Source organism: Candidatus Neomarinimicrobiota bacterium (genome assembly GCA_021157965.1).
In the GTDB taxonomy this organism is placed as follows: Bacteria; Fidelibacterota; Fidelibacteria; order Fidelibacterales; family Fidelibacteraceae; genus Fidelibacter.
The window spans coordinates 51,441-69,083 of record JAGGVO010000047.1 but is presented as its reverse complement, the minus strand read 5'-3'; the positions used below and the strand labels follow the sequence as shown (position 1 = coordinate 69,083).

Annotated in this window: 11 protein-coding genes; 7 read left to right on the top strand and 4 right to left on the bottom strand. The window is 45.5% G+C overall.

What is annotated here, in order from left to right:
- A partial coding sequence (locus J7K63_07815; GenBank protein MCD6234926.1) for a C40 family peptidase occupies nucleotides 1-1,193 on the top strand: 1,193 nt, incomplete at its 5' end.
- A 4-nt stretch (nucleotides 1,194-1,197) separates the two neighbouring features.
- Nucleotides 1,198-2,628 carry a transglutaminase domain-containing protein gene (locus J7K63_07810; GenBank protein ID MCD6234925.1) on the top strand — a complete coding sequence of 477 codons (1,431 nt, stop codon included), beginning with the start codon at nucleotides 1,198-1,200 and terminating at the stop codon, nucleotides 2,626-2,628.
- Between the two features lie 278 nt (nucleotides 2,629-2,906).
- On the opposite strand, the gene feoB is transcribed toward J7K63_07810, so the two are convergent.
- The 3 genes from feoB to J7K63_07795 form a co-directional block, all read right to left on the bottom strand.
- The gene (feoB, locus tag J7K63_07805) at nucleotides 2,907-5,051 is read right to left on the bottom strand and encodes a ferrous iron transport protein B (GenBank protein MCD6234924.1); all 2,145 of its coding nucleotides are present in this window, start codon (nucleotides 5,049-5,051) and stop codon (nucleotides 2,907-2,909) included.
- Nucleotides 5,048-5,395 carry a ferrous iron transport protein A gene (locus tag J7K63_07800; protein ID MCD6234923.1) on the bottom strand — a complete coding sequence of 116 codons (348 nt, stop codon included), beginning with the start codon at nucleotides 5,393-5,395 and terminating at the stop codon, nucleotides 5,048-5,050. Before J7K63_07800 ends, feoB begins: the two co-directional genes overlap by 4 nt.
- A gap of 124 nt (nucleotides 5,396-5,519) precedes the next feature.
- Nucleotides 5,520-6,755, bottom strand: a complete 1,236-nt coding sequence (locus tag J7K63_07795) for a DUF1624 domain-containing protein (protein MCD6234922.1) — start codon at nucleotides 6,753-6,755, stop codon at nucleotides 5,520-5,522.
- 478 nt (nucleotides 6,756-7,233) lie between these two features.
- Between J7K63_07795 and J7K63_07790 the strand changes: the two genes are divergently transcribed.
- The 4 genes from J7K63_07790 to J7K63_07775 are packed head-to-tail and all read left to right on the top strand — an operon-like array spanning nucleotide 7,234 to nucleotide 14,824.
- Nucleotides 7,234-10,068 carry a TonB-dependent receptor gene (locus J7K63_07790; GenBank protein ID MCD6234921.1) on the top strand — a complete coding sequence of 945 codons (2,835 nt, stop codon included), beginning with the start codon at nucleotides 7,234-7,236 and terminating at the stop codon, nucleotides 10,066-10,068.
- 34 nt (nucleotides 10,069-10,102) lie between these two features.
- Nucleotides 10,103-12,103: a hypothetical protein gene (locus J7K63_07785; GenBank protein MCD6234920.1), complete on the top strand. Its 2,001-nt coding sequence runs from the start codon at nucleotides 10,103-10,105 to the stop codon at nucleotides 12,101-12,103.
- A 21-nt stretch (nucleotides 12,104-12,124) separates the two neighbouring features.
- Nucleotides 12,125-13,120, top strand: a complete 996-nt coding sequence (locus J7K63_07780) for a PorV/PorQ family protein (protein ID MCD6234919.1) — start codon at nucleotides 12,125-12,127, stop codon at nucleotides 13,118-13,120.
- A gap of 48 nt (nucleotides 13,121-13,168) precedes the next feature.
- Nucleotides 13,169-14,824 carry a VCBS repeat-containing protein gene (locus tag J7K63_07775; GenBank protein MCD6234918.1) on the top strand — a complete coding sequence of 552 codons (1,656 nt, stop codon included), beginning with the start codon at nucleotides 13,169-13,171 and terminating at the stop codon, nucleotides 14,822-14,824.
- A gap of 141 nt (nucleotides 14,825-14,965) precedes the next feature.
- Here the strand turns inward: J7K63_07775 and J7K63_07770 are convergent, their stop codons facing one another.
- Nucleotides 14,966-15,511, bottom strand: coding sequence for an epoxyqueuosine reductase QueH (locus J7K63_07770; protein MCD6234917.1), 546 nt, complete (start codon nucleotides 15,509-15,511; stop codon nucleotides 14,966-14,968).
- A 310-nt stretch (nucleotides 15,512-15,821) separates the two neighbouring features.
- Between J7K63_07770 and mutL the strand changes: the two genes are divergently transcribed.
- On the top strand, nucleotides 15,822-17,639 hold the full coding sequence (mutL, locus tag J7K63_07765) for a DNA mismatch repair endonuclease MutL (protein ID MCD6234916.1): 1,818 nt from the start codon (nucleotides 15,822-15,824) through the stop codon (nucleotides 17,637-17,639).
- Nucleotides 17,640-17,643 lie beyond the last annotated feature (4 nt).

Below are 17,643 nucleotides of genomic sequence, written 5' to 3'. Positions count from 1 at the left end.
TTTTTTTTCTGATTGTGTTGTCTGCGAATCTCTTCATCTCTTCATGTGGGGAACTTGACAGCAGTCTTGAGATGATCGAATCTGTCCGGAAGGAATTTGCGCCGGACAAACGGGTGGCGATATTCAACGTGACGACGGTGCGGGAAAGGGGCCGTGTTGTGCTTCGCGGTGAAACGAACCTGCCTTCGGCGATGGTCACATTAGAAACAAAATTAAAGGAAAAGGGGTTTTCTTTTACCAATGAGGTCAGATTATTACCCGATAGCGAAGAGCTGGATAACCGGTGCCGGGGAGTGATTACCGTTTCCGTCGCAAATATTCGCGTAAAGCCTTCCAATTCAGCGGAAATGGCAACCCAGGCGATTCTGGGGACGCCGGTCCGGCTGTATAAAAAAAATGAACGGGGATCTTATTACTATGTTCAAACACCGGACGGATACCTGGGGTGGATTGATAACAGTTCAGTTCAGCCTATGAATGAAAAGGCCTTTGATTCCTGGCGTCAATCTTCCCGGATATTTTTTCTGGAGGATTGTGGTTACGTTTATTCATCACCGGATAATCAAAGCCGCCGCGTGTCTGACCTCGTGGCCGGCAGTATCCTGGTGAAAACCGGTCAGAAGAACGGATATATCAGTGTTGTTTTCCCTGATGGCCGCAGAGGATATGTCTTTGAAAAAGAATCTATGGATTTCAATCAATGGCTGGCTTCCCGAAAACCCACGGCCGAAGCCATTGTTGAAACATCTTACCGGTATATGGGAATGCCTTATTTATGGGGGGGGGTATCCACAAAGATGATGGATTGCAGTGGTTTTATCAAAACGGTTTTTTTCCTGAACGGGATTATTCTTCCCCGGGATGCCTCCCAACAGGTACTGGAAGGAGATTTGCTGACAGAAAATGTGGACGATTTGACGAATGTTCCGCCGGCTTCCCTGGTTTTTTTCGGACGTCGGGCAACAGACGATTCACCCTGGCGGGTCTGGCATGTAGGGCTCTGGCTTGGAGACGGCCTGATGATCCATGAAGACGGTCCCCTGAAGATTGAAAGCCTGGATCCCGATGCGGCATCTTTTAACCAAAAACGATACGAGACCTTTTACAGCGCCAGGGATGTTTTGAATGCCATCGGAAAAGGATACATCATCCCGGTTGCTGATCATGATTGGTATGTGCATCAAGAGAGGTGAAACCATGAAAAAGCTCTTAATTTTTCTCATAGGATGGTCTATCATGCTGAGTGGACAGACGTTTGATAAAAAAATAAACAGCTATCTTGATAAAGGGTATTTTGCCAAAGCGGAAAAACGAATTCATCAGTTGATTGGATCCGGTGAGTTGACAGAAAGCCAGGTGTGGGATCTTAAAGCACAAATAAACCTGATGAACCGCATTCGTTTGGATTTTAACAAAAACCTTGAAGATATTCTTCCTGCCATAAAGAAATATTATCCCAATATAACCCGGGAACAGCTTGAAGAATGGGAAGCGAGTGGTGCGCTGGAATGTATGATGATAGATGGAGAAAAGAAGTATTTTGCCAATGCTGTTCCCAATCTTTTCCGGATTGATCCTGAAGCCCGGGCCGTGAAAAAGGCAAAAGATTATCCTGAAATGGACAGTCTGGATAAAACCCTGAACCGAATTATTCCCCAAATGGTCAGAGAAGCCCGGGAAACGGGGAAAAATCTCTTATCCCCGGTCCGGATGCGCCTGAATTATACCATGAAACTTAAGCCGGATGTTATACCCGCCGGTGAAATTGTCCGGTGCTGGATGCCCTATCCCCGGGAAGGCCACAATCGGCAGACAGATATCAAACTCATCAGCACCAGTCATCAGGAGTATGTGATAGCAGATAATTCACATCTTCAAAGGTCCATTTATATGGAAGGTATGACGGAAGAAGGGAAAGCCACTGTATTCAATGTGGTTTTTGAAATCACAACCCGGCCTGAAGTTTATCTGTTAAAAGAAGAAGAGATCAAACCCTATGATAAAACCAGTCCACTGTATCAGGAATTCACGGCTGAACGGGAGACACACATCCGTTTTACACCGGAGATTAAGACATTATCCGGATTAATCGTGGGAGATGAAACTCATCCTTTACGCATTGCCCGCAAAATCTTTAAATATATTAGTGTTAATTATCCCTGGGCCAGCGCGCTGGAATATTCCACAATTCCCAATATTCCATCTTATGTTATCCGGAACAACAGTGGTGATTGCGGACAGGTGACTCTGCTTCTGTTAACCTTATGCAGGTACAACGGCATTCCTGCCCGGTGGCAAAGCGGCTGGATGCTTCATCCCGGTGACGTCAATCTTCATGACTGGGGTGAACTCTATTTTGAAGGTGTCGGGTGGGTCCCGGTGGATCAATCTTTTGGCAGACGGACCTTTGAAGATCCGGACATGGAATTCTTTTTCCTGGGGGGCATCGATCCTTACCGCCTGATTGTTAATGATGACTACTCCACGCCTCTCTATCCCGCCAAAACCTGGCTCCGCAGCGAAACCGTTGATTTCCAGCGCGGTGAAATGGAATGGCGTGGCGGAAATCTCTATTTTAACCTGTGGGACCGGGATATGAAGGTGGAATACCTGGAGAGTGAAGAATAAGGGGTAAAAAGCACTGAATTGGAGTTGTGAGTCAGGTTTGCGGTTAAGAGATTATAAGATATATAAACTATAATATTATTGCAGTTGTCGTGTTGGTATAATTTATCTCGTGAAACGGAGCATTATATCCGAAAAGACTTTCATCTTTTTACCAATCGGAAAAAATATGTCTGTTGATTAAAACTTGTGAAGAATTCAGAAAAATTATACGGTTAATGATCCTGTTGTCGCAAGAAAACTCAATCCTCTCAGATTCTCACAATAAAACAACACATCACTCAAAGAATAAGATTCATCAGTCGATAAACGAGGAAAGTCATAATCCACGCCACGCCGATTGTATAGAAAAAGTAAAGAAAGGTCCATTTGAATGCACCGGCTTCCCGGTGGAAAATCACCGTAGCGGCGATACAGGGGACATACAGGAGAACAAAAACCATAAGTGCGAGTCCCACCGCCGCATTATAGGCCGGATCATTCCGCAGGTGTTCACGGAGTGAGACAGACTCTTCCGTGGCCTGGTTTCCGATGGAATAGATGGTTCCCATGGTGGACACGACCACTTCCTTGGCGGCGATACCGCTGACAAGTGCCACGCCGATTCGCCAGTCAAATCCAAGAGGTTTGATAGCGGGTTCCAGTGCCTTTCCGAGCCGGGCTGCATAAGATTGTTCAAACTGAAGGGCTTCTTCTTTCGCTTCAATTTTTTTTAATGCCTGGGATGTTTCGAGAGGGGAGAGATTCTTCTCCTGGATCTGTGTCTTCAGGACATTCATATTTTGGGTAATGCTATTATCTTTGGGAAAATTTCCGGCAAACCAGATAAGAATCGATGCCGCAAGGATCACCGTTGCGGCTTTGCGGATATACATCCGGGTTTTATGCCACATTTGAAGCAGCAGGGATTGCATGGTAGGCAAACGATACGGGGGTAGTTCCATAACAAAGGGTTCGGATTCCCCTTTGAAAAGAGTTTTTTTGAAAAACCCCGCTGATCCCAGCGCAACGAGAATCCCAAAAATGTAAATTCCGAAAAGGACCTTTCCTGCATGGTGGGCAGGAAAAAAAGCCCCGATCAGGAGAGTATAGACCGGAAGTTTTGCCCCGCAACTCATAAACGGAATGATTAGAAGTGTGGTGATCCGGTCTGCATCGTTCTTTAGTGTACGGGTAGCCATAAAGGCCGGGACCGAGCATCCGAAGCCGGTTAGCATGGGAATAAAAGATTTGCCGTGGAGACCGACCCTGTGCATGATTTTATCCACGACAAAAGCCGCCCGGGCCATGTAGCCGGTTCCTTCCAGTAAAGATATCCCCAGAAAAAGAATAAGGATATTGGGCAGAAAAACCAGGACTCCGCCAACACCGGCGATAATCCCGTCCACGAGAATGGACCGAAACAAAGTTTCGGGGAGGATATCTTTGAGTCCTATACTGATCCAGGTGAAGAAATTCTCAATCCAGATCATGGGATATTCTCCCAGGCGGAATGTTGCTGTAAAAATCAGATACATGATCAGGGCAAAGATGGGCAGGCCGGTGAAACGGTTAATCAGGATGGTATCCAGGATATCGGTTAAGTCGCGTTTCCGTTTGCCCGGAAATTGGACGGTTTCTGCAAGAGCACCCCGGATAAAGGCGTATCGTTCTTCTGTCAGTTGAATTTCCGGATCGTTTCCCGTAAGATGTTTAAAGGGCTCCAGATGTTTTGACAAATACTGGTTTAGGGTTATCCAGATGGGATGGTCCCGCAGAAGCTTATAAACTTCTTTATCATTTTCCAGCAGTTTAATTCCCAGCCAGCTGTGGGGAAGGGTTGTATTCAGGTCCTTTGCCCGGGAAAGGATTGTTTCAAGATCATTGATGAGTTTGTTAAGCTCTTGTGAGTATTGGAGTTTATGGGGACGGAATGTGATCGTGCCTTCCCGGGTGTCCACAATATGGTCCAGCAGGTCCTGGATTCCGGTTTTTTCTACGGCTGACGTGGGGACAATATGAGCGCCTAACAGACGCTCCAGATGGGTCAGATCAATGTGGATATTTTTCTCTTTCACTTCGTCATACATGTTCAGAGCAATGACGAAGGGAATATGCAGATCCATAATTTGGGTGGTCAGATAAAGGTTTCTTTCCAGGTTCGTCCCATCTACAACGTGAATAACCAGATCGGGTTTTTCCGTCAGGATAAAATTTCGCGCGACACGTTCTTCAGGGGAATAGGCCGAAAGGCTGTAGGTTCCGGGTAGATCGGTGAAACGAATCTTATAACCACGGTATTTCCGGAAACCCTCATATTTTTCGACGGTCACTCCGGTAAAATTGCCGACTCTTTGATTTGAGCCGACAAGAACATTAAAAAGAGATGTCTTTCCACTATTTGGATTTCCCGCCAGGGCAACACGGATTTCTTTGGATGATGTCATGAATGATCTGTCTCTGGAAAACGAATAAAACGATGAAACCATCGGTGTCTGCCACGACCCATACCGCGACCTCGGCCGTGGTGTGGACCTCCATGACGATGAAAGGGACCGGCTTCCAGGAGGCGGACTTTAACGGTTTTGGCTTCCTCAAGGCGCAATGTCAGAAAAAAACCGTTCATATCAATTTCCACCGGATCTCCCAAAGGCGCTTTCCGAATGACACGAATGCGGGCCCCTTTTACCAGACCCATATCCAGCAGGCGCCGCCGGATTTCCCCTTCAGCATAAATGCCCAGGATCTCCAACAGTGTGCCGCAACGGGCCAGATCAAGTGTTCCTTCCATGGTTTCAGAAGCTCTCATGTTTTCCCTGTTTGTCAGTCTATAATTTTACAGAAAGTGAGAATCGTTCTCAACTAAAATATGGTAAAATTTCCTGATTGTGAAAAATGTTTTTCCACATCCTGATTTACAATTTCCAGTAAATTTTTCGCTTGTTAAAGGCATAAACACACAGCCAAAGGCAGACACTCCACAGAAAGGCCCAGAAAAGGCCGTTATAGCCTGTTTTATCCAGCCAGAAGTGTTGCCATCCGCTCCAGGACCAGAGTCCGGCCCATTGTTGCAGCTGATCATTGGGTTCGCCTGCAAAGAAAGCTTCCAGGTGCAGGGCCCGGAAGAAAATCCTCATAAAAATCTGCATGAAATAAGCCAGAAGAGCATTTATACCCAGCTGTTTAAAGGGAAAAATCCATCCTTTATATTTTTTAATATCCACGATCCAGTAGAGGATGCCGAAAACAACACAGGCCAGACCCGCGGTAAAAAGGGCATAAGATGCTGTCACATCGGGCTTGTTAAAGCTCAGGGATGTGACTCCGGTTAAAAGTCCTGTTTTATGAATCGCATAGCCTATAGCCATAAAAAGGGCGCCCAGCCTGAAAGAATCCGCTAAAATACGTTTGGGATTTTTGCTTGCTACAGCTTCTCCCAGCATTACACCGATAATGGTCAAGGCACCATAGGAAATAGAAACCCATGGAAGGCAGTGAACCCGCAGGGGTTTTGCCATATTGCCGGATAGGGTACTGATGCGGAAAAATGGTTCGCTTGTGTTCCCGAAATTCAGCCACCAATCCGTGAAATGACTCATCATCATGTGAAAAGCCAATACACCAAATACTGTTATCCATCGTCCTTTGCGGTTCAGCTTAAGACTTGCGGCAGCCATGAAATAAGAAACTCCAATTGCCTGAAGGATACCCCACCACCAGGAGAGTCCCAGAATCAGGCTAATGTATAAAACACCTAACAGAATCAATTTAATCGTGCGACTCAAAACGTGATTCCACCATTCCCGGCCGTGTTTTGCCCTGCTCAGGGGCAGGCATAATCCCACTATGAAAATGAAGAAAGGAGCTACCAAATCCGTCAGAGTTAGTCCAACATTTTTCAAGGCCGCTTCGGGCATGGCGTTGATTTCTTCTTCCGAAAAGCTTTCAGACGTTTTGGCTTCAACAAAACGCTCCCAGGCAACATCTGCATGATTCCAGGTGGAAACGGGAAGGCTTCCGAACCAGGATCCGGTTTGGGGCAGATCCCGGTATCCTCCCGCCCCGATGGCGATGACAATGAACATGAGAAAAATAGTCAATCCACGAAAAACATCAATTGCTTCAATACGGTCTTTTCGTAATTCTGCCATGGCAGTTCTCCAATCATTGATCTTTAATAAATCTTTACTGAAAATCTAATTAAACTCCTCCGATATTAAAATGAATTGTCTGTCCAAAGGCTGAATTTATATCATAATTTCATGAAAATATCTTAAGATATTATAAAAGTAGGTTGGTGTTAAAACTTTGGATTTATTATGGGATGGAAGACTGATATAAGGCATGTATTGTCGGGTATTGATCATTGTTTAAAAGGATAAGACGACGATATTATTTCATCAATCTCAATGAAAAAAATTATTTATTTGTAGAATTTTAAAATCTCATCAGCTATATTGCCATTTGATGATTCCTGACTATTTAGAAACATAAACAATTGTTTTGTGCCAGAGTGGAGAACCACATGGAGAGCCACATGTAGATGGTATAAAATTGAATCCTAAACGGAGGATGTCAATGCGAAAGTTTATTATGGCAATCGTCGTTTTAATCTGTGTTACCGGAACCATGGCATGGGCAAGTACTGCCGGAAAAATTGTCGGGACAGTCACAGATGCCGGTACGGGGCAGCCCCTGGCCGGGGTGAATGTCTTTCTGGAAGGTACCACCATGGGGGCAGCAACAGACGAGAACGGATTTTATGTAATTCTGAACGTTCCGCCGGGCGACTATACAATTCGCTCGTCCATGATCGGATATGCACCTGTAACTGTTCAGGATATCCAGGTGAGCATGGGACTTACAACAACCATTGATTTTCAAATGACGACCGAAGCGCTGAGAACAGGTGAGGTTATCGTTGTTGCGGAGCGTCCCCTGTTGAAGAAAGATGAATTCACGTCCCGCCACTCGGTATCCAGTGAAGATATCACCATGCAACCCATTGAAAATTTCCGTGATATTGCCCGTAATCAGGCCGGTGTGGTCGGTAACAATTTCCGGGGAGGCCGAAGCGGTGAAGTGCTGGTCCTGGTTGACGGAATCCCCGTACGGGATCCTGCCGGTAAATACTCCGGTGATCTTGGTGGTTTTACGGCGAATATCCCTGAACAGAGTATTCAGGAACTGGAAGTAACTCTTGGTGGTTTCAGTGCCGAATACGGTAATGTACAGTCCGGTGTTCTCAATCTGGCAATGAAAGAAGGGAGCTCAAAACTCAAAGGCCTTTTTAAAGTGACGACTACAAGTCTTGGTACGGCCGTCAATGAAGCCCTGATGGGTGAACGGGAGACATGGCTGGGAACCTATGATGTTCATACCCGTTATGATTCACTGACCGGTGGTGGCGTAGATACGGTCCATGTGGATTCTCTCCTCTATGGAACCAAATACCAGCATAAGCTGGAACAACTGTATCAGTTCAGCCTGAGTGGTCCCATTCCCTTTACGGAAAAAATATTTGAAGGTCCCGCAACCTTTTTTGTCTCAGCCGACGTAACTGACCGAAGCCAGAGCTATATGATAAACCAAAATTCCTACAGCAATAATTTTCAGGGGAAACTCACATTCAAACCCACTAAAAATACAAAACTGGCAATTGGCGGTCTTTATTCTTCCTCAGAATGGGATCAGTTCTATCTTCCTGCTTCCAAATATGGACCGGAAGGTGATTATCCTATTCAAAAGTATGAATATACTGAAGCAGACGACAGCCTGTTGGTAATCTATAATTATGTGAACAATCCCAACGACTATAGCGACGAACAAGGGAAAATCACGCCTGTCAGTCTTGATTCCGTCAATGGGAGGGTGTATGATAAAATTCAGGAATACTATGTGGGCGGCATGCAGGACTACCTGTGGAATTATGCCAAAGAGAGCAACAACATGTATCTCGTATGGACCCATACTCTGAGTTCTAAAACATATTATGAACTCCGTTTTCAGAATTTCTTTTCCCAATATCATTATGCCACACCGGACGTAGATGACCGGGATGGAGACGGTGATACGGAAGAGGATCTGGAATGGGATGTCAGTAAAGAAGGCCCTCATCCCATCTACCGGGAAAGGGAAGATAATTACTGGTGGATTCGCGGTGATGATCCGGGATACAGACACCAGGAATCGGTTTCCCGGACTCTCAAAGGGGACCTTGTAAGCCAGGTAACCCGCAACCATCTGGTTAAGACCGGATTTGAACTCAATCTCCATGAGTCCGATGTCGAAAATATCAGTTGGACCCTGGGTCCCTCGTTTCCCCGGAAAGATAAGTGGAATGAAAATACCATCGATCTGGGAATCTATACCCAGGATAAGATGGAATTTGAAGGATTGATCGCCCTTATCGGTCTGCGCTATGATTATTTCAATCCCAATGGATGGGGTGACCCGATTTATTATCCCTCGAATTTCGAAGAACCTTTCTCAACATTGGATTCACTTGGCACGCCCGTCCTTAATGATCCCGTATCTCCCGATCCCCATCATCAGCTGAGTCCCAGACTGGGTATATCTCACCCCATCACGGACAGGACGGTTCTGCATTTTACATACGGCCACTATTTCCAGCGTCCTGACGCCTACTTTCTCTACAGAAATCACACGTATACCGGCTTGACAAAAGCAGGTAACTGGGTGGGAAATCCCAATTTGAAACCCGAGAAAACAGTCGCTTATGATATCGGCCTTGAACACCTGTTTACACCGGATTTGAAAGCCTCAGTGACCGGTTATGTGAAGGACGTGACCAATCTGATTGATAATTACAAGTTCGTTCTGCGGAAATTGCAGGGGACTGAAGTGCGGATTTTTCAGAATGCCGATTATGCAAACATCAAGGGACTTGAATTTGCTCTTCAGAAAAGACTGAATGATGGTTGGGGTTTTAGTGCCAACTACACCTTTTCTGTCGCGAAGGGACGGAGTACATCCTATACGGAAGGTGCCGGTGAGTACGACAGTGCTAAGCGAATGAATATCCTCGGGTATGATCAGACACACACCGTAAATGCGACACTGACGTTGGCGTCTTCGAAAAAATTTAATGCCCTTCTCAGAAACTGGCGGGCAAACCTGCTCTTTAAATACGGCAGCGGTCTGCCATATACATCCTATAACTCCAGTGTTCCCAACGATGCCAGAATGCCCTGGACTGCAAACCTGGATTTGCGCATCAACCGGACATTCGATGTCGGTTTTGCCGATTTACAGGTCTTTATGGATGTGTTCAACCTGATGAACAGGCAAAATGTGGACTGGATAGGCAACGCCAGGTATTATGAGCTATATGATGATCCGTCAATCATCCGGTATAATGAGCTCTCCGGCGAAATGACCCGGAGTCCGCAGGTCTATAGTAATGAACGGCAATTCCGTTTTGGAATGTCCGTCCAGTTTTGATAACCCCTCAGTGAACGGGAGGTCATGAATGATCATGAAACAATATAAAATATTATCAACGGTACTGGTGCTGATATTGCTCATGAGTCCGGTTCTTTATGGCGCAGATGCCGAAAAAAATCACTTTCTTATGCGGAAAAATGCCTATGCTGCTGAAAGTCCCATCGTGGAATCGGATTGGGACTGGCACAAAATCGGTGTCTTGTGGAACCGGATCACTAACTTTAGCTATATGGGTGATGATGCCTATACCGACAGGACACCATCCTGTGATTATCCCGGTGGAACAGGGAATTCCTATCTGTACAGGGGCACCATCTGGTTGTCTGCTTTTGTTGACGGAGAATTTCATTCCACACAGGGAGATGATCAGGAGTTTTCTCCCCTCGCTCCTGTCACCATGTATACCGGTGAAGATGCCAAAAAGGCTGAACAGGAATCCTATACCGAGTATTATGATGTCAATGCGCCCCTGGCAAGCAACCACTTTCCCCTTGGTGTGAAAGTGATTGAGCGGACTTATGCCTGGAGTGCTGATTTTGCTTCCGATTTTATCATCTATGAATATGATATTATTAATGTGGGGATTGATACGGATGGAGACGGATATCCCGATACAGACAGGGATCTGGATGACTTCTATTTTACCATCCGTTTTGACGGAGATGTGAGCAAGCTTCCCCACTGGGGTGCTGAATACCGCTTTTCCAATCAGGATGATCATGTTGTAAGTAATGGTGTGGATTGGGATTGGATCGAAGCCTTCCCCCAGATGAAGGGACGGGATCACGGTTTAAGCATGGATGATATTGACAGCTCCATGATCATGATGTTCGACGGGGATAATCCGGAATATGATGCCTTTGACGGCCATCCGGACGACTTTGGTAATCCGGCGGAGGATGGAACGCTGCAGACACCCGGAGTTCTGGGTTTGAAAATTTTAAAAACAGAGCCCAAGCTGAAACCTCATTCTTTTCATACCTGTCACATTTATAACGATCCCGGTACTGACCAGGAAACATGGGACAGAATGATTTCGGATCCTTCTTTTGAGAACCTGCTTATTGATCCCCGTAACAATCTCCCTTATCCCCTTGATTACCGGGGTATCCTGACCTTTGGGCCCATGGATGTATTTAAAGCTGGAGACACGTTGAAAGTCACAACGGCCCTGGCTGTGGGCAGTGATCCGGATAGCGGAGGGGTGTACAGCCTGGTGGAATTTGTCAATATCATGAAGATGGCACAATATATGGTCGATCATGATTATGATATTCCTATTGATGAATTGATTCCTCCGGCACCCAATGTGGAGGTGCAGGAAGTGGTGGATGAAGCCGGCGGGTTCCAGGGTGTGAATCTTATATGGGATGATTCTCCCGAATCTCATCCAAATTTTGCCGGATATATTGCCTATAAAGCCAGCGAAAAAACGGCAACCGGCGACCTGCTCTGGGTCACCATTGATACCTTTATGGTAAACGACAACTGGCCGCCGCCGCTGGGGAAAAAAGCATCCGTGTATCAAATCTTCGACAGCGATGTAAAATTCGGGTTTGATTATTACTATACGGTCCAATCGGTCAGTATTGAAATCACGGATCCGCCCATTGGAGTACAGGCGACATCCATGCGGGATCCAAATGCTTTTTATCCTGTTTCGCCTGCCACACCGGTTGCGACGGAAAATCTGGATGATGTTAAAGTTGTTCCCAATCCCTATGTGGGCAGTGCGATATGGAATAACCGGATTCCCAGTAGTGCCAATCCCTGGGAACACCGATTGCAGTTCATCAATCTGCCTGCCGATGCTACTATTAAAATCTTTACCATAGATGGGGATTTTGTAGATGAAATTCATGCCGGTGAAACTGTCCGTGTCGGCGAAGGGTACCCCGATGCCAGGGATTCTGTTGCCGAATGGGATCTGTTAACCCGGAATGATCAGGAAGCAGCCCCGGGTATCTATATGTATGTAGTTGATTCACCATCCCTGGGGACAAAAGTCGGTAAATTTGTCGTTGTCCGGTAATGCGAAAAAGAGGATAGAATTATGCAAAATAAATCGTTGATGCTTATCCTGCTGATTTTGTTCACGGTAACGGTGACTCCGGGTGAAACCTTCGCACCTGTGGGAACTGTCGTGGGACAATTTATGGAAATCGGCATGGGTGCAAAGGGAGCCGGTATGGGTGAAGCCTATACAACCGGTGCTTCCGGGGCCGAAGCCGTTTTCTGGAATCCTGCCGGACTGGTGGACGGAGGAAAAAATCAACTCTTCGTTACCCAAACCCAATGGCCGGCGGATATGGCTTTCGGAGGAGCGGCTCTGTCCATGAGCCTTGGAAATGTGGGAACGTTCGCAGTCAGCTCCATCTATCTGATGACAGATGATATGGAAATCACCTCTTTGGATGCCCCCAACGGAACGGGAGAATTTTTCTCATTGTCCAACTATACGCTGGGACTCTCCTATGCCCGTTATCTCACAGATCACGTTTCTGTAGGATTAACCGGGAAACTGGTTCGTGAAGAGTATCTGGACCATGGTTACAGTGCCTGGTCCCTGGATTTGGGATCCATTTACCGGACCGGTTTTCACGGACTGAAATTGGGAATGTCGATTATGCACTTCGGCCCGGAAATCCGTTTCAGCGGGGATTACATCGATTATTCCGATCAGCAGTCTTATCTGCCCGTTCCCCAGGTTCCCAAAGAATTTGAGAAATACTCTCTTCCGGTGATGTTTCGTTTTGGCACAAGTGCCAATCTGATGGATAAAACAGAACACAGATTGACGGTTGCAGGGGATATGATTCATCCTAACAACAACCTGGAACAGTACAATCTGGGGTTTGAATATGCTTTTCGGGAAATGGTGTCCCTCCGGGGCGGTTATAAATTTGCTGCAGATGAAGGCGGACTCACCCTGGGTGCCGGACTCCGGATGGCGTTGATGGATTGGACAACCCTCTGTATTGATTATGCATATTCTGATTTGGGACTGCTAACCAGCAGTCACCGGTTTTCGCTGGGTATATCCTTTTAAAAAAGGTTATATTAAAGATGAAAAAGAAAACGAGAAAAGGAGAAACAAATGAAACGAATTGTTAGCGTAGTGATCCTGGCTCTTTTCGTGACAACCTCCCTTTTCGCAATTGATTTTTCCCGTGTGCAGGAAATTTCAATGCCCGATTCGGCATTGAACAATGGTGGTACAGGGGATATGGTTGCCGGAGAGGATGTTGATGGAGATGGTAAACGAGAAATTTACCTCGTGAATGATAACTGGAATGACACAGCAGATGAGCTGGTACCACGTATTTACAAACTGGAAAATAATGGAACAGACTGGGAAGTCGTCTGGAGTGCAGTGGCTCCTGTAGATGCCCAGAATACCTGGCCACCGCTTCTGTTGGATGATTTAGATGGTGATGGTAAAATGGAACTCATCTGGTCAGTTGTCAATAATTTCTCGACAGAAACGAATCCATACAGAATTCTGATTTACGAACATCAAGGGGGTGATTCGGATCTGTTCGGTGTTGACGACGGAGCAGGCGGTTATGCCCCGAATGCAGCCTGGACTATCGTGGATCAGGATAATGTGAACCTCCGCATTTTTGATATGGACATTGCAGATATCAAAGGAGATGGTGTCAAGCGGATCATCTTTGCCGACCGTAAAGGAAACGACAGTGGATACAATTTTGGTGTTATCACAGTCAGTGATGTTCCGGATGCGGGAGATGGCTCAGAAACTTGGGAAATCGAAGCGACACCTCATGATTTCACCTACGGTGGAGATAATAAATGGGATGTGGCTGTGATTGAACCATCCTTCTATACGTTTGACGAAGTGGTGATCAGTAAGACAACCTGGAATGGTAGTGACTGGGAATATTCCGAATTATCTCCCTTGCCGGGTGGTATTTCCTTCCGGGCTGTACAAACGGCAGATATCGATAAGGATGGGACAAAAGAAGCCATTACCGGTGAGTATTATTACGGAGATAATACCCGTCACCTCTGGCTTCTTCAGGAAGAAGCAGATACATTGAAAAGGACTGCACTTTTTGATATAGGTACAGAACCTTATCTTAACGGTGGACGTCTGTGTGGTGGTTCACACGGTGATATTGATGCAGATGGAAATCTGGACTTTGTGTTCGGTTCCAGATATTCCGGTCCGCCCAATGCCATGATTTTCTTTCTCTCTCATAAAGGCGGAGATATTACATCCCCCGATAATTGGGAACTTTCATTTGTCGATACAGCCTATGGTGACGCCGGCTTTTGGGATGTGATTGATGTGGCCAATATGGACGATGATGAATACCTTGAAGTTGTCTATACATCAAGTGTGCCCTATGATGAAGGTGTGGCGCCCTTTGTCGATCATATCTCTTATCCCATTATTGTCATGGATCCGCAAATTGCAAACAGTATCGATCAAAACAATCCCTTACTGCCTTTTGCCTATACACTTGAACAAAACTTCCCCAACCCCTTCAACCCGTCCACCACGTTATCCATTAATATTCCAACAGCTGAACACGTGAAACTTGCTATCTATGACATTACCGGAAAAGAAGTGAAAGTACTGGTTAATTCACATCTGAATGCAGGAAAACATTCCTTTGTTTGGGATGGAACCGATATGAACGGCAGAAAAGTAGCATCCGGATCTTACATTTATCGGATGAAAGCAGGCAATGTCGTAAAAGTTCGGAATATGACACTGCTGAAATAATTCTGAATTGGATGATGAATTCAGGACTTTGGTTTTCGGAAATACACAAAGGGGCGAACTTAGTTCGCCCCTTTTCTTTTAATTCCAATTTCAAAATCCAAAACACAAGACTCAAAACTCAGAACTTTAACTTAATACTCTTTACTTTTTGCCCGGTACTTTCATAGAAAATTCACACCCGCAATAATTTTGCCGGTATAAATCCCATTTACGGCTGAGCCGGATGCTTTCTTTATAGCCGTCTTTCTTTTTAAAATTGTATTCCACAAAACCTGGAAATTGGCGGCCGATACGGAAAATGACAGGGGAAATTTTATAAGGACTGATAGTTAATGTGGTGGTAATAAAGGGGATATTCAGTTTTTTCGCTTTATTGGAAGTTCGTTTAAGACTGTATTGAAAACATTTTTCACAGCGTTTGCCACGTTCCGGTTCTCTTTCAAGTCCACGAATCCACTGCCGCCAAGACGTGTGATCATAATCGTCTTCAATCAGTGGAAGATGCAAAATATCCGCCAGTTTCCGGGCATTTTCCAGGCGCTTTTCATACTCTTCCCGGGGAAAAATGTTTGAATTACTGAAAAAAAAGGTCACATCATAGTCATCTTTTAACAAACGAAGTGTTGAAGCCGTGGCACACGGGGCACAGCAGGTATGAAGCAGGATTTTGGGATGTGTGCTATTCATGGCTTGACGTTATTGATTCCGGGCGTATGAATCAAGGAGAGAATATATTGGGGTTGTGGCTTTGAAAAGGGAGTGAAACTATTTGAAATGGTGTCTCCATAAAATTGAGCCTTCAATATATATGAAATATCCTATTTACAAAAGCCCCCGGGGATAAAATAACAAGGGGAATAAGCAAAAACAAATTAATATTATAAATAAAATATTATGTGATTCTGATATAAACGGTATCTGACAATTTTCTTTCACATTTGAATTCTCATTTCTTTAACCGTAATTTCCTTTTTGCAATAAAAGTATGGAGAATCCTGTGCCTGTCATTCAAATCATGCCGGAATCGTTAAGTAATCGCATTGCTGCCGGGGAGGTGGTTCAAAGACCTGCTTCTGTCGTTAAGGAGTTAATTGAAAACAGTCTGGATGCAAAAGCAACGGAAATTGTAATTCAGATTGAAGATGGAGGACGTGAGCTGATCCGTGTAGCCGATAATGGAGAGGGAATGGAGCGGGATGATCTCCTGCTGGCCTTTGAACAACATGCTACAAGTAAACTCTTTGATATTGAAGATCTTACTGCAATTAAAACATTAGGGTTCAGGGGAGAGGCTCTTGCCAGTATAGCTTCCGTATCACGAGTTGACGCCAGAACCTGTAATAACGAAACGGGTGAAGGATTCAGGCTTTTGATCAATGGCGGAAAAGTTGACCGGCTGGAAGGCGCCGCCATGAAACGTGGGACATCCATAACTGTACGAAATCTTTTTTTTAATATACCGGCAAGAAAAAAATTTCTTAAATCGGCAAATTCGGAATATCGCCATATTGTGGAAATCGTCCGGCGATTTGCCCTGGCCAGACCCCACATACGTTTTCATCTGACAGCCAATGAAAAGGATGTCTACATCCTGCCGCCGGAGGACTTATCCTCACGGTTAAACCGGATTTTTTCAAAACGTTTGACGGAAAATTGTATCACCGTTTACGAGGAAGAACCGCCCCTGGTTCTTAAAGGGTTTATCGGCACCCGGGAACTGGTCCGGCGGAAAAGTGGTGAACAGTATCTTTATGTAAATGGACGCCTTGTAACCGATCGCATGATGAACAGTGCTGTTTATTCAGCTTTTGGTGGACATCTGGATAAAGGTGAATTTCCCTTTTTTGTTCTCTTTCTTACGCTGCCGTCTGCAGAAGTGGATGTCAATGTCCATCCTGCAAAAACAGAGGTGAAATTCAGAAGTGAGTGGCAGATATATCAATTTGTCCGGCGGAGTTGTGAACAGGCTATCCGGGATTGGACAGGAGAATCAATGGAAAACAGTCAATCCGGAAAATTGAATGATCGGGATTTTTTTTCAGGAGAACGTCCGGTACATGTAACGGCTCCTCCCAGGCTCGAAGGGGAACAGCTTTCGTTTTCCGAAAAGGTTGAAAGAGATAAACCGTTTCAGGGGATTGAAAAACCCTCATTTTCCGCTGCAAATCTCTCGCTGGATGAACGGATTCGCCGTTTTGAAAAAAGCATTACAGAGAGTGTCCCGGACGAAACACACCCGCTTCTGACCGAACGGAATTTCTGGCAGGCCCATGGAAGGTATATCTTTACACAAATTTCCAGCGGCGTGGTTGTGATTGATCAGCGGGCAGCCCACACCCGCATTCTCTACGACAGGGCCATCAAAGCTTTGGAACAGGCTTCGTCTTCTGCCAGCCAGCAGCTTCTTTTTCCCATAACCCTGGAACTCTCACCTGACGATTATTCCATCCTCCTGGAGATTGTTCCGTCTCTGGAAAAGCTGGGCTTTTCCATGCGGGAATTTGGCAGGCATTCAATCCTTATTGAAGCAATCCCGGTAGATTTACAGTGGCTTGAGGAAGGAAAAGTTGTTTTGCAGATTCTGGATGATTATAAAAACTCAAGGCGTTTGCATAATCCAGTCAGTGAAAAAATTGCCCTGGCCTATGCCGAAAGAGCGGCTGTCCGCAGGGGTGAAGAGCTGACACCTGCTGAAATGCAAAGACTTACAGACGAACTGTTTCAAACGGAAAATCCTTACCTTTCCCCTTCCGGCAAACCGGTTATTATCAGGTTTACGCTGAATGAACTGGACCGCCGGTTCGAAAGAAATTAAGGGA

Coding starts and splice junctions, on each gene's coding strand:
- J7K63_07810 (MCD6234925.1), top strand. CDS start 1,198: ATGAAAAAGCTCTTAATTTTTCTCATAGGATGGTCTATCATGCTGAGT.
- feoB (MCD6234924.1), bottom strand. CDS start 5,051: ATGACATCATCCAAAGAAATCCGTGTTGCCCTGGCGGGAAATCCAAAT.
- J7K63_07800 (MCD6234923.1), bottom strand. CDS start 5,395: ATGGAAGGAACACTTGATCTGGCCCGTTGCGGCACACTGTTGGAGATC.
- J7K63_07795 (MCD6234922.1), bottom strand. CDS start 6,755: ATGGCAGAATTACGAAAAGACCGTATTGAAGCAATTGATGTTTTTCGT.
- J7K63_07790 (MCD6234921.1), top strand. CDS start 7,234: ATGGCATGGGCAAGTACTGCCGGAAAAATTGTCGGGACAGTCACAGAT.
- J7K63_07785 (MCD6234920.1), top strand. CDS start 10,103: ATGAAACAATATAAAATATTATCAACGGTACTGGTGCTGATATTGCTC.
- J7K63_07780 (MCD6234919.1), top strand. CDS start 12,125: ATGCAAAATAAATCGTTGATGCTTATCCTGCTGATTTTGTTCACGGTA.
- J7K63_07775 (MCD6234918.1), top strand. CDS start 13,169: ATGAAACGAATTGTTAGCGTAGTGATCCTGGCTCTTTTCGTGACAACC.
- J7K63_07770 (MCD6234917.1), bottom strand. CDS start 15,511: ATGAATAGCACACATCCCAAAATCCTGCTTCATACCTGCTGTGCCCCG.